The sequence below is a fragment of the Streptomyces sp. NPDC052114 genome, assembly GCF_040680155.1.
Classification (GTDB): Bacteria; Actinomycetota; Actinomycetes; order Streptomycetales; family Streptomycetaceae; genus Streptomyces.
The window spans coordinates 146651-159244 of the sequence record NZ_JBFAWC010000014.1 but is presented as its reverse complement, the minus strand read 5'-3'; the positions used below and the strand labels follow the sequence as shown (position 1 = coordinate 159244).

Genomic DNA, 12594 nt, shown 5'->3' with positions numbered 1-12594 from the left:
AAGCGTGGAGAACGAGACATGTCCCGTGGCAAGACCACCGTCGGACGCTGCATGGCGCAGGTCGCGATGGTGATGAACCTCGACAAGTGCATCGGCTGCCACACCTGTTCCGTCACCTGCAAACAGACCTGGACCAACCGCTCGGGCACCGAGTACGCGTGGTTCAACAACGTCGAGACCCGGCCCGGCCAGGGCTACCCGCGCGGCTACGAGGACCAGGACAAGTGGCAGGGCGGCTGGCGGCTCAAGCGGGGCAGGCTCGTGCCGCGCGGCGGCGGCCGGGCCCGGCGCCTGGCCCGCCTGTTCGCCAACCCCGATCTGCCCTCCCTGGACGACTACTACGAGCCGTGGACGTACGACTACGAGAACCTGATCAGCGCCCCGCTCGGGGACGACGTGCCCACCGCTCCGCCCCGCTCCCTGATCGACGGCGAGCCCACCGCGATCACCTGGGGGCCCAACTGGGACGACGACCTCGGCGGCGGCCCCGAACACCTCGCCGGCGACCCGGTGCTGCGGAAGATGAACGAACAGGTGCGCCTGGAGTACGAGCAGGCCTTCATGTTCTATCTGCCCCGCATCTGCGAGCACTGCCTGAACCCGTCGTGCGTGGCCGTGTGTCCCTCCGGCGCCCTGTACAAGCGCGTCGAGGACGGCATCGTCCTCGTCGACCAGGACCGCTGCCGCGGCTGGCGGATGTGCGTGAGCGGCTGCCCGTACAAGAAGGTCTACTTCAACCACCGCACGGGCAAGGCCGAGAAGTGCACGCTGTGCTACCCGCGCATCGAGGCCGGGCAGCCCACGGTGTGCTCCGAGACCTGCGTCGGGCGCCTGCGCTACCTCGGCGTCATCCTCTACGACGCCGACAAGGTCGGCGAGGCCGCCGCCACCGAGGACGAACAGGGCCTCTACCAGGCGCAGTTGGACTGCTTCCTCGACCCCGAGGACCCGGAGGTCGTGGCCGCCGCCGAGGCCTCCGGCATCCCGCACGACTGGATCACCGCCGCGCGCCGCTCACCGGTGCACGCCCTGATCAGCCGTCACAAGGTCGCGCTGCCGCTGCATCCCGAGTACCGCACCATGCCCATGGTCTGGTACATCCCGCCCCTGTCCCCGGTCGTCGAGTCCCTCACCGCCACCGGGCACGACGGCGAGGACCCGGCCAAGCTGTTCGCCGCCATTGACTCCCTGCGCATCCCCGTCGGCTATCTCGCCGAGCTGTTCACCGCGGGCGACCCGGCACCGGTCGAGGCCGCGCTGTGCCGGCTGGCCGCGATGCGCTCGCACATGCGCCGCGTCAACCTCGGCGAGGAGCGCGACCCGGCCATCGCCCGCGCCGTCGGCATGGACACCACCTCCATCGAGGCCATGTACCGGCTCCTGGCCCTGGCCAAGTACGACGAGCGCTATGTCATCCCCACCGGCTACACCGTCACCGGGCACGACGACCTCGACGCCGGCTGCAGTCTGGACGGCCACGGAGGCCCCGGCATGTACGACGCGGACGCCTTCCACGCCCCGCTGCCCGGCACACGGGATCCGGAACACGCGGGTGCCTCGCTGCGCGGCCGGGTCAACCTCCTGAACTGGAACGGCCGGGGCCGCCCCGACGGGCTCTTCCCGCGCGGCGAGGGCGGCGCCGCCCGATGAGCCGACCCGTCGTCCACCAGGCCGCCGCCCTGCTCCTCGGCTACCCCGACCACACCTGGCCCGCCCGCCTGCACACCGTCGACACGACGCTGCGCACCGTGCCGGGTCCCGAGATCCGCCTGCTCCTGCGCTTCTGCGCGCAGGTCCGCGAGATCCCGCAGCTCACGCTGGCCGCCCAGTACGTCGCCACCTTCGACCGCAGCCGCCGCCGGTGCCTGTACCTCACCTACTACACCGACGGGGACACCCGCAGGCGCGGCGCGACCCTCGCGGGCCTCAAGGCCCTCTACCGTCGGCACGGATGGAGCCCGCCCGAGGACGAGCTGCCCGACTTCCTGCCCCTCGTGCTGGAGTTCGCCGCGCGCGCCCCGGATCCCGGCACACGGCTGCTCACCGGGCATCGGCCCGCCCTCGAACTGCTGCGCTTCGCCCTCGCCGCGCACCGCAGCCCCTACGCCGACGTCCTCCAGGCCGTCTGCGACACCCTGCCCGGTGCCGGGCCCGCCACCCGCGAGGCGGCGCTGCGGCTCGCCCGCAACGGACCGCCCGCCGAGGCGGTCGGCCTCCTGCCCTATCCCCAACGTGCTCCCGACGCCCCGCACGCGAAGGAGACGCCCCGGTGAACCACCTGCGCATCGCCCTGTGGGGCGTCCTGCCCTATCTCGTCGTGGCCGTCCTGGTCAGCGGCACCGCCTGGCGCTACCGCTACGACCGGTTCGGCTTCACCACCCGCTCCAGCCAGTTGCACGAACACCGGCTGCTGCGGATCGGCGGCCCGCTGTTCCACTACGGCCTGCTCTTCGTGATCGCCGGGCACGCCATCGGGCTGCTCGTGCCGGAGTCGCTCACCGAACGCCTGCACGTCCACGAGTGGCTGTACCACGCCAACGCCCTGCTCGTGGGCGGCACCGCGGGCCTCGCCACCCTGGCCGGGCTCGTGGTCCTGCTGTACCGGCGGCTGCGCGTGCCCGCCGTGCGGGCCGCGACCAGCCGCAGCGACCGGGCCGTCCACCCGGTCCTGCTCTGCGTGATCCTGGCGGGCCTCGTCGCCACCGCCACCACGGTGCGGCCGCACGCGTACGACTACCGCCTCGGCGTCTCGGTGTGGTTCCGCTCCCTGTTCACCCTCGACCCGGACGTGTCCGCCATGGCGCACGCGCCGCTCGCCTACCGGATCCACGCCCTGCTGGGCATGGCCCTGTTCGCCCTGTGGCCCTTCAGCCGCCTGGTGCACGCCTTCACGGCGCCGTTCGGCTATCTGGCCCGCCCCTACATCGTCTACCGCTCCCGCGGCGCGCGGCAGGTGCCCGCCGCGCGCCGCTGACCCCGGCCGGCCGGCGAGGGGCCCGCCCTGTCACCAGGCGAACGCCTCGGGGGCCGGGCCGGGACCCGGGAAGATCTCGTCGAGGGACTCCAGCAGGGACGCGGGCAGGTCGAGCGCGACGGCGCGCAGCCCCGACTCCAGCTGCTCGGCGGTGCGCGGACCCACGATCGGGCCGGTCACGCCCGGCCGGGTCAGGAGCCACGCCAGGGCCACCTCGCCGGGCTCCAGACCGTGCTCCGCCACGACCTTCTCGTACGCCTCCACCTGGGCCCGCACCGCCGGGTCGGCGAGGCCCGACGCGGACCGGCCGCCGCGGGTGCGGGCGCCGCCGCCCTCGCGCTCCTTGCGCAGCGCCCCGCCCAACAGGCCCTGGTGGAGCGGGGACCAGGGGATGATGCCGACGCCGTAGTCCTGGGCGGCCGGGATGACCTCCATCTCGGCGCGGCGCTCGGCCAGGTTGTAGAGGCACTGCTCGCTGACCAGGCCGAGGCGGCCGTGGCGGGCGGCGGTCTCGTTGGCCTGGGCGATCTTGTAGCCGGGGAAGTTGGAGGACCCGGCGTAGAGGATCTTGCCCTGCTGGACCAGGACGTCGATGGCCTGCCAGATCTCCTCGAACGGGGTGTTCCGGTCGATGTGGTGGAACTGATAGACGTCGATGTGGTCGGTGCCCAGGCGCCGGAGCGAGGCGTCCACGGAGCGGCGGATGTTGAGCGCGCTCAGCCGGTCGTGGTTGGGCCACGACTGCTGGTGCCACGGCGTGCCGTCGTTGGTCATGTTGCCGTACAGCTTGGTGGCCAGGACCACCTTGTCGCGCCGCCCGCCGCCGCGCGCGAACCAGGAGCCGAGGATGCGTTCCGTCAGTCCCTTCTCCTCGTCGATGCCGTAGATGTCCGCCGTGTCGAAGAAGTTGACGCCGGCGTCGAGGGCCGTGTCCATGAGTGCGTGGCTGGTCTCCTCGTCGGCCAGGCCGCCGAAGTTCATCGTGCCGAGCACGATCCTGCTCACCTTGAGTCCGGTGCGTCCGAGCTGCGTGTACTCCATGGGCGCACAGTGAAGCCGCTGGAGCGCACTCGAAGTCAAGGGGCCCGGCCGGCGCGGGGCGGCTCAGACCTGCTCGGCCCGGAAAGCCGCCGGGGTCAGCCCGGTGTGCAGCTGGAAGAACTTCGAGAAGTTCGCCGAGTCGGCGAAGCCCACCGCCGCCCCGATCCGGCCCACCGGCAGCTCGGTGTGCGCCAGCAGCCGCTTCGCCTCCAGGACCACGCGCCGGTCGATGAAGCCCTTGGGGGTCTGGCCGGTGGCGGCGCGCACGGCACGGACGAGCGTGCGCCGCGAGTAACCGAGCTCGTCCGCGTACGCGCTGACGCTGTGATTGGTGGTGAAGCCCTGCTCCACCGCGGCACGGAAGCGCGTGAACGTCGTGTCGGGCTGCGGCCTGCACTCGTCCGCCGCGGCCCGCGCCGACACGTGCGCCACGCGCAGCATGAGGGCGGTCAGGGAGTGCCGCAGCACGTTCGTGTGCAGGCTCAGGGGGAGGGTCGCCGTGTCCAGGTACTCGCGCTGGAGCTGCTCCAAGGAGGCGGCCAGCGCGGTGCGTTGGGCCTCGTCCGGGCGGAGCAGCGGCGGGCGGTCGTAGCGGTACATGCCCGTCGACTCGACGGTGGCGCGCGGCAGGAAGCCGGGCTGCATCGTGAGCGCCGTGCCGACATAGCGGTCGGTGGCCGAGAAGCCGTGCACCTGGCCGGGCCTGATCCACAGGATGTCGCCCGCCCGCGCCTCGTGCGGGGTGAAGTCGACCGTGTGACGGACCGGGCCCTCGCGGAAGAACAGCAGGACGTGGAAGTCGATCCGGTGCACGCGCCGCGCGAGGCCCACGCCGCCCGCCCAGGGGCCGTCGGTGCCCATCGGGCCGACCTGCATCCCGACGCCGGAGACGCTCGCGCTCGGGTCGAAGGGATACGTACGGATGTGCTCCGCGGCTCCCAGATGTGCGCTCGGATGTGCGCCGCCCCGCTCCGTCATCCGTGTTCCTCGTGTTTCCTCGTGCCCGATCGACTTCGGCTGCCTGTCATGTGCTGTTCGTGTCCCATTTTCACCGAACGCTGACACGGGGGCACCTACCTCGCCAAAAGTATGACCTTTAAGTTCGTACGTGGCTGGACCAGGGACTTTGGACCCGGACCGCCGGTGCCTTTCGGCGCCACGGATGCACAACGGATGCGAAGGAAGTCTTACAGATGAGCACGCAGACACCGGACGCCCTCGACCCCTTCGAGTGGACCGACCTCGACCGGCGTGCCGTCGACACCGCCCGCCTCCTGGCGGCCGATGCCGTGCAGCGGGTCGGCAACGGACACCCCGGCACGGCCATGAGCCTGGCCCCGGCGGCGTACACCCTCTTCCAGAAGGTCATGCGGCACGACCCGGCCGACCCCGAGTGGACCGGCCGCGACCGCTTCGTCCTCTCCCCGGGCCACACCAGCCTCACCCTCTACACCCAGCTCTTCCTGGCCGGCTACGAGCTGGAGCTCGACGACCTGAAGGCCTTCCGCACGCAGGGCTCCAAGACGCCCGGCCACCCCGAGTACGGCCACACCGCCGGCGTCGAGACGACGACCGGGCCGCTCGGCCAGGGCGTCGCCAACGCCGTCGGCATGGCCATGGCCGCCCGCTACGAGCGTGGCCTGTTCGACCCCGAGGCCCCCGAGGGCACGAGCCCCTTCGACCACACCATCTGGGCGATCGTCTCCGACGGCGACCTGGAGGAGGGCGTCTCCGCCGAGGCCTCCTCGCTGGCCGGACACCAGAAGCTCGGCAACCTCGTCTTCGTCTACGACGACAACCACATCTCCATCGAGGGCGACACCGCGACCGCCTTCTCCGAGGACGTCCTGAAGCGCTACGAGGCCTACGGCTGGCACGTGCAGCGCATCACGCCGCAGGAGAACGGCGACGTCGACACCAAGGCCCTGTACGAGGCGCTCGCCGCCGCCAAGGCCGAGACGGAGCGCCCCTCGCTCATCGCGATGCGCACGATCATCGCCTGGCCCGCGCCGAACGCCCGGAACACGGAGGCCTCGCACGGCTCCGCGCTCGGCGCCGACGAGATCGCCGCCACCAAGCGGGCCCTCGGCTTCGACCCCGAGCGGACGTTCATCGTCGAGGACGAGGTCATCGCCCACAGCCGGCAGGCCCTGGACCGCGGCGCCGAGGCGCACGCCGCCTGGGACAAGCGGCTCGTCGAGTGGCGCGCGGACAACCCCGGGCGCTCGCAGCTCCTGGACCGGATCGTCGCGGGCCGCCTCCCCGAGGGCTGGGAGCAGGCGCTCCCCGTCTTCGAGGCGGGCACGAAGGTCGCCACGCGCGCCGCGTCCGGCCAGGTCCTCAAGGCCCTCGGCCCGGTCATCCCCGAACTGTGGGGCGGCTCCGCCGACCTCGCGGGCTCCAACAACACCACCATCGACAAGACGTCGTCCTTCCTCCCCAAGGGCAACCCGCTCCCGGAGGCCGACCCGTACGGCCGCACCGTCCACTTCGGCATCCGCGAGTTCTCGATGGCCGCCGAGATGAACGGCATCGCGCTGCACGGCAACACCCGCATCTACGGCGGTACGTTCCTGGTGTTCTCGGACTACATGCGCAACGCCGTCCGCATGTCGGCGCTCATGCAGCTCCCGGTCACCTACGTCTGGACCCATGACTCCATCGGCCTGGGCGAGGACGGCCCCACCCACCAGCCGGTCGAACACCTCGCCTCGCTGCGCGCCATCCCGGGCCTGAACGTGGTCCGCCCGGCCGACGCCAACGAGACCGCCGTCGCCTGGCGGGAGATCCTGCGCCGCGGCTCGGCCGCGCCGGCCCCGCACGGCCTGGCGCTGACCCGGCAGGGCGTGCCCACGTACGAGCGCAACGAGCTGGCGGCCAAGGGCGGTTACGTCCTGGCCGAGGCGTCGAAGGAGACGCCCGACGTCCTCCTCCTCGCCACCGGCTCCGAGGTGCAGCTCGCCGTCGCCGCCCGCGCGGCGCTGGAGGCCGAGGGCCTGGCCACCCGCGTCGTGTCGATGCCGTCCGTCGAGTGGTTCGAGGAGCAGGACCAGGCGTACAAGGACTCCGTCCTGCCGCCGTCGGTGAAGGCCCGTGTCGCCGTCGAGGCCGGGATCGGCCTGACCTGGTACCGCTACGTCGGCGACGCCGGACGCATCGTCTCCCTGGAGCACTTCGGCGCCTCCGCCGACGCCGGTGTCCTCTTCCGCGCGTTCGGCTTCACCGCCGAGAACGTCGCAGCCAAGGCCCGCGAATCCGTGGCCGCCGCCCGCGCCTGATCACCACCCACCCCGCACGTCCGAAAGAAGATGACCGACATGAGCAACGCCGTCGCACCCCTCAAGGCTCTCTCCGACGAAGGCGTTTCCATCTGGCTGGACGACCTGTCCCGCACGCGCATCGAGTCCGGCAACCTCGCCGCCCTCATCGAGCAGAAGCACGTCGTGGGCGTCACGACCAACCCCTCGATCTTCCAGGCCGCCATCGGCTCGGGCGAGGGCTACGAGGACCAGCTCGCCGACCTGGCCGTCCGCAAGGTCACCGTCGACGAGGCCGTCCGCATGATGACCACGGCCGACGTCCGCGCCGCCGCCGACGTCCTGCGCCCCGTGTACGACGCGACGAACGGCCGGGACGGCCGGGTCTCCATCGAGGTCGACCCGCGCCTGGCCCACGAGACCGCGGCCACCGTCGCCGAGGCCAAGCAGCTCGCCTGGCTCGTCGACCGCCCGAACGTCATGATCAAGATCCCGGCGACGGAGGCGGGCCTCCCGGCCATCACCGAGGTCATCGGCCTCGGCATCTCCGTCAACGTCACGCTGATCTTCTCCCTCGACCGCTACCGGGCCGTCATGGACGCCTACCTGGCCGGTCTGGAGCAGGCCCGCGAGCGCGGCATCGACCTCTCCACGATCCACTCCGTCGCCTCCTTCTTCGTCTCGCGCGTCGACTCCGAGATCGACAAGCGCCTCGACAAGGTCGGCTCGGACGAGGCGCTCGACCTCAAGGGCAGGGCGGCGCTCGCCAACGCCCGTCTCGCGTACGAGGCGTACCAGCAGGTCTTCGCCACCGACCGCGCGGCGAAGCTGGTCGCCGCCGGCGCCAACGAGCAGCGCCCCCTGTGGGCCTCGACGGGCGTGAAGGACCCGGCGTACAAGGACACCCTGTACGTCGACGAGCTGGCCGCGCCCGGCACCGTGAACACCATGCCGGAGGCCACGCTCGACGCCACGGCCGACCACGGCGACATCCACGGCGACACCGTCACCGGCACCTACGAGCAGTCCCGCGCCGAGCTGGCCGCGGTCGAGCGTCTCGGCATCTCCTACGACGAGGTCGTCCAGCAGCTGGAGGACGAGGCCGTCGCCAAGTTCGAGAGCGCGTGGAACGACCTGCTCGCCGCCGTCGCGACCGCCCTGAACGGCAAGGGAGCTGACACCAAGTGAGCACGAACCGTGCCTGGCGCAACCCGCTGAGAGACCCCCGCGACCGGCGCCTGCCGCGCGTCGCGGGCCCCTCCGGGCTCGTCATCTTCGGCGTCACCGGCGACCTGTCCCGCAAGAAGCTGATGCCGGCCGTGTACGACCTCGCCAACCGCGGGCTGCTCCCGCCGGGCTTCTCGCTCCTCGGGTTCGCCCGCCGCGAGTGGGAGGACCAGGACTTCGCGCAGGTCGTGCACGACTCCGTGCGCGAGCACGCCCGCACCCCCTTCCGCGAGGAGGTCTGGCAGCAGCTCGCCGAGGGCATGCGCTTCATCCCCGGCGACTTCGACGACGACACCGCCTTCGAGCAGTTGCGCGAGGCCGTCGACGAGCTGGACGAGAAGCGCGGCACCAGCGGCAACTACGCCTTCTACCTCTCGGTCCCGCCGAAGTTCTTCCCCAAGGTCGTCCAGCAGCTCAAGCGGCACGGCCTCGCGGACGCCCCGAAGGGCTCCTGGCGCCGGGCCGTCATCGAGAAGCCGTTCGGCCACGACATCGAGTCGGCGCGCGAGCTGAACCGCATCGTCCACGACGTCTTCGCGCCCGAGCAGGTCTTCCGCATCGACCACTACCTCGGCAAGGAGACCGTCCAGAACATCCTGGCGCTCCGCTTCGCCAACCAGATGTACGAACCCATCTGGAACCGGTCGTACGTGGACCACGTGCAGATCACGATGGCCGAGGACATCGGCATCGGCGGCCGGGCCGGCTACTACGACGGCATCGGCGCCGCCCGCGACGTCATCCAGAACCACCTGCTCCAGCTGATGGCGCTCACCGCCATGGAGGAACCGGCCGCGTTCGACGCCGCGTCGCTCGTGACGGAGAAGCTCAAGGTCCTCAAGTCCGTGCGGCTCCCCGCCGACCTGGGCGAATCCACGGTCCGCGCGCAGTACGCCGAGGGCTGGCAGGGGGGTGAGCGGGTCAAGGGCTACCTCCAGGAAGACGGCATCGACCAGAGGTCGAAGACCGACACCTACGCCGCCGTGAAGCTGGAGGTCGACAACCGCCGCTGGGCGGGCGTCCCCTTCTACCTGCGCACCGGCAAGCGCCTGGGCCGCCGCGTCACCGAGATCGCGGTCGTCTTCCAGCGCGCCCCGCACTCGCCGTTCGACTCCACGGCCACCGAGGAACTCGGCCAGAACGCGATCGTCATCCGCGTCCAGCCCGACGAGGGTATGACCGTACGCTTCGGGTCCAAGGTGCCGGGCACGTCGATGGAGATCCGCGACGTGTCGATGGACTTCGCGTACGGCGAGTCGTTCACGGAGTCCAGCCCGGAGGCGTACGAGCGCCTGATCCTGGACGTACTGCTGGGCGACGCCAACCTCTTCCCGCGCACGGAGGAGGTCGAGGAGTCCTGGCGCATCCTCGACCCTATCGAGGCGCACTGGGACACCCACGGCACGCCCGCCCGGTACGCCTCGGGAAGCTGGGGCCCCAAGGAAGCCGACGAGATGCTCGCACGAGACGGACGGAGCTGGCGCAGGCCATGAAGATCGACCTGACCGACACCACGGCAAGCAAGATCAACAAGGCGCTCGTGCAGGGGCGCAGGTCCATCGGGACCCCCGCGGTGGGCGTCGTCCTGACGATGGTGATCGTCACCGACGAGGAGAACGCGTACGACGCCACCAAGGCCGCCCAGGAGGCGTCCCGCGAGCACCCCTCGCGCACCCTCGTGGTCATCAAGCGCACCGCCCGCACACCGCGCGACCGGCAGGGCAACCGCCTCGACGCCGAGATCCGGATCGGCGCCGACGCCGGCACCGGCGAGACCGTGGTCCTGCGCCTGCACGGCGAGGTCGGCCAGCACGCCGACTCCGTCGTCCTGCCGCTGCTGCTGCCCGACGCCCCGGTCGTCGTGTGGTGGCCGGTCGACGCCCCGGACGACCCCGCCAAGGACCCGCTGGGCGCGCTGGCCGCCCGCCGCATCACCGACGCGTACGCCGTCGAGGACCCGATCGCGGCCCTCGCGACCCGCGCCGGCTCCTACGCCCCCGGCGACACCGACCTCGCCTGGACGCGGCTCACGCCGTGGCGCTCCATGCTCGCCGCCGCCCTCGACCAGGCGCACGCCGACGTCGTCTCCGCGGCCGTCGAGTCCGAGGCCGAGAACCCCAGCGCCGAACTCCTCGCACGCTGGCTCGGCACCCGCCTCGGCGTCCCGGTCGAGCGCGTCACGACCGCCGGTCCCGTCATCACCGCGGTCCGCCTCGGCACGGCCGGTGGAGAGATCCGCATCGACCGCCCCGACGGGCCCCTCGCCACCCTGTCCCTGCCCGGCCAGCCCGAGCGCACCCTCGCCCTGAAGGTCCGCTCCACCGCCGAGCTCATCGCCGAAGAACTCCGCCGCCTCGACGCCGACGAGATGTACGCCGTGGCCCTGCACGGAGACGCCTCCGGCTCCACCGTCACCAAGGAGTCCGTTCCAGATGCCTGACACCGACCTCCCGCTCACCGGCCGCCCCCAGTGGAGCGCCCTGGCGGACCACCGGGCCAAGACCGAGGGCACCCACCTGCGTGAGCTGTTCGCCGCCGACCCGCAGCGCGCCGAGCGCTACACGGTCCAGGTCGGCGACCTGCACATCGACTACTCCAAGCACCTGATCACGGACGAGACGCTCGCCCTGCTGCAGGAACTGGCCGCCGCCACCGACGTGTTCGGGCAGCGCGACGCCATGTTCCGCGGCGAGAAGATCAACACCACCGAGGGGCGGGCCGTGCTGCACACCGCCCTGCGCGCCCCCGCGGACGCCGTGATCGAGGTCGACGGCGAGAACGTCGTGCCGAAGGTGCACGCCGTCCTCGACAAGATGGCCGCCTTCGCCGGGCGGATCCGCTCGGGGGAGTGGACCGGCCACACCGGCAAGCGGATCAAGAACGTCGTGAACGTCGGCATCGGCGGCTCCGACCTCGGGCCCGCCATGGCGTACGACGCGCTGCGCCCCTACACCGCACGGGAGTTGACGTTCCGCTTCGTCTCGAACGTCGACGGCGCCGATCTGCACGAGGCCGTCCGTGACCTCGACCCGGCCGAGACGCTGTTCGTCATCGCGTCGAAGACGTTCACGACGATCGAGACGATCACCAATGCCACGGCGGCGCGCGCCTGGCTGCTCGCCTCCCTCGGTGACGAGGAGGCCGTCGCCAAGCACTTCGTCGCCCTGTCGACGAACGCCGAGAAGGTCGCCGACTTCGGCATCGACACGGCCAACATGTTCGAGTTCTGGGACTGGGTCGGCGGCCGCTACTCCTTCGACTCGGCCATCGGCCTGTCCCTGATGATCGCCATCGGCCCGGCCGCGTTCCGCGAGCTGCTCGACGGCTTCCACCTCGTCGACGAGCACTTCCGCACCGCACCGGCCGAGGCCAACGCGCCTTTGCTGCTCGGCCTGTTGGGCATCTGGTACGGCAACTTCCACGGCGCCCAGTCGCACGCGGTGCTGCCGTACTCGCACTACCTCTCCAAGTTCACCGCGTACCTCCAGCAACTGGATATGGAGTCCAACGGCAAGTCCGTGGACCGCGCGGGCCGGCCGGTCCAGTGGCAGACGGGCCCCGTGGTCTGGGGCACCCCCGGCACCAACGGCCAGCATGCCTACTACCAGCTCATCCACCAGGGCACGAAGGTGATCCCGGCGGACCTCATCGGCTTCGCGAGGCCGGTCGAGGAGCTCGGCGCGCTCGCGGACCAGCACGACCTGCTGATGGCCAACCTGTTCGCGCAGGGCCAGGCGCTCGCCTTCGGCAAGACGCCCGAGGAGGTGCGCGCCGAGGGCGTCTCCGAGGAGCTGGTGGCCCACAAGACGTTCCAGGGCAACCACCCGACGACGACGATCCTCGCCGAGGAGCTGACCCCGTCGGTCCTCGGCCAGCTCATCGCGCTCTACGAACAGAAGGTGTTCGTGCAGGGCGCCGTCTGGAACATCGACTCCTTCGACCAGTGGGGCGTCGAGCTCGGCAAGGTGCTCGCCAAGCGCGTCGAGCCCGCCCTCACGGACGGCGCCGAGGTCCCCGGCCTCGACGCCTCCACCCAGTCCCTGGTCGCCACCTACCGCGCGCTGCGCGGCCGTACCACTGAAGGTAAGTGAACTG

10 protein-coding genes are annotated in these 12594 nt (G+C 71.4%); 8 read left to right on the top strand and 2 right to left on the bottom strand.

The features are described 5' to 3' along the window. Positions 1 to 18: 18 nt before the first annotated feature. From narH to narI, 3 genes are read left to right on the top strand one after another with little or no spacing between them, the layout of a single operon-like run. Positions 19 to 1650: a nitrate reductase subunit beta gene (gene narH / locus AB0L89_RS28910; protein ID WP_365146987.1), complete on the top strand. Its 1632-nt coding sequence runs from the start codon at positions 19 to 21 to the stop codon at positions 1648 to 1650. Then, positions 1647 to 2273 (top strand): nitrate reductase molybdenum cofactor assembly chaperone, encoded by a 627-nt coding sequence (narJ, locus tag AB0L89_RS28905; RefSeq protein WP_365146984.1) that lies wholly within the window; start codon positions 1647 to 1649, stop codon positions 2271 to 2273. The genes narH and narJ overlap by 4 nt, the downstream gene beginning before the upstream one ends. Further along, positions 2270 to 2974 (top strand): respiratory nitrate reductase subunit gamma, encoded by a 705-nt coding sequence (gene narI / locus AB0L89_RS28900; RefSeq protein WP_365146981.1) that lies wholly within the window; start codon positions 2270 to 2272, stop codon positions 2972 to 2974. The genes narJ and narI overlap by 4 nt, the downstream gene beginning before the upstream one ends. Before the next feature lie 30 nt (positions 2975 to 3004). On the opposite strand, the gene AB0L89_RS28895 is transcribed toward narI, so the two are convergent. Both AB0L89_RS28895 and AB0L89_RS28890 read right to left on the bottom strand, forming a co-directional pair. After that, positions 3005 to 4015 (bottom strand): aldo/keto reductase, encoded by a 1011-nt coding sequence (locus AB0L89_RS28895; protein ID WP_365146978.1) that lies wholly within the window; start codon positions 4013 to 4015, stop codon positions 3005 to 3007. 63 nt (positions 4016 to 4078) lie between these two features. Then, positions 4079 to 4993: an AraC family transcriptional regulator gene (locus tag AB0L89_RS28890; RefSeq protein ID WP_365146975.1), complete on the bottom strand. Its 915-nt coding sequence runs from the start codon at positions 4991 to 4993 to the stop codon at positions 4079 to 4081. 215 nt (positions 4994 to 5208) lie between these two features. Here AB0L89_RS28890 and tkt point away from each other — a divergent pair, with 215 nt between their 5' ends. The 5 genes from tkt to pgi are packed head-to-tail and all read left to right on the top strand — an operon-like array spanning position 5209 to position 12590. Beyond that, positions 5209 to 7293, top strand: coding sequence for a transketolase (tkt, locus tag AB0L89_RS28885; RefSeq protein ID WP_365146972.1), 2085 nt, complete (start codon positions 5209 to 5211; stop codon positions 7291 to 7293). 30 nt (positions 7294 to 7323) lie between these two features. Continuing rightward, positions 7324 to 8460, top strand: a complete 1137-nt coding sequence (gene tal, locus AB0L89_RS28880; RefSeq protein WP_365146969.1) for a transaldolase — start codon at positions 7324 to 7326, stop codon at positions 8458 to 8460. After that, positions 8457 to 9992 (top strand): glucose-6-phosphate dehydrogenase, encoded by a 1536-nt coding sequence (gene zwf / locus AB0L89_RS28875; RefSeq protein ID WP_365146966.1) that lies wholly within the window; start codon positions 8457 to 8459, stop codon positions 9990 to 9992. The genes tal and zwf overlap by 4 nt, the downstream gene beginning before the upstream one ends. Further along, positions 9989 to 10939 (top strand): glucose-6-phosphate dehydrogenase assembly protein OpcA, encoded by a 951-nt coding sequence (gene opcA, locus AB0L89_RS28870; protein WP_365146963.1) that lies wholly within the window; start codon positions 9989 to 9991, stop codon positions 10937 to 10939. The genes zwf and opcA overlap by 4 nt, the downstream gene beginning before the upstream one ends. Then, on the top strand, positions 10932 to 12590 hold the full coding sequence (gene pgi / locus AB0L89_RS28865; protein WP_365146960.1) for a glucose-6-phosphate isomerase: 1659 nt from the start codon (positions 10932 to 10934) through the stop codon (positions 12588 to 12590). Before opcA ends, pgi begins: the two co-directional genes overlap by 8 nt. Positions 12591 to 12594: the final 4 nt, after the last annotated feature.

What these genes read in the sequence shown, in the direction of transcription:
- narH (WP_365146987.1), top strand. Translation starts at nt 19, where the DNA reads ATGTCCCGTGGCAAGACCACCGTCGGACGCTGCATGGCGCAGGTCGCG.
- narJ (WP_365146984.1), top strand. Translation starts at nt 1,647, where the DNA reads ATGAGCCGACCCGTCGTCCACCAGGCCGCCGCCCTGCTCCTCGGCTAC.
- AB0L89_RS28895 (WP_365146978.1), bottom strand. Translation starts at nt 4,015, where the DNA reads ATGGAGTACACGCAGCTCGGACGCACCGGACTCAAGGTGAGCAGGATC.
- AB0L89_RS28890 (WP_365146975.1), bottom strand. Translation starts at nt 4,993, where the DNA reads ATGACGGAGCGGGGCGGCGCACATCCGAGCGCACATCTGGGAGCCGCG.
- tkt (WP_365146972.1), top strand. Translation starts at nt 5,209, where the DNA reads ATGAGCACGCAGACACCGGACGCCCTCGACCCCTTCGAGTGGACCGAC.
- tal (WP_365146969.1), top strand. Translation starts at nt 7,324, where the DNA reads ATGACCGACATGAGCAACGCCGTCGCACCCCTCAAGGCTCTCTCCGAC.
- opcA (WP_365146963.1), top strand. Translation starts at nt 9,989, where the DNA reads ATGAAGATCGACCTGACCGACACCACGGCAAGCAAGATCAACAAGGCG.
- pgi (WP_365146960.1), top strand. Translation starts at nt 10,932, where the DNA reads ATGCCTGACACCGACCTCCCGCTCACCGGCCGCCCCCAGTGGAGCGCC.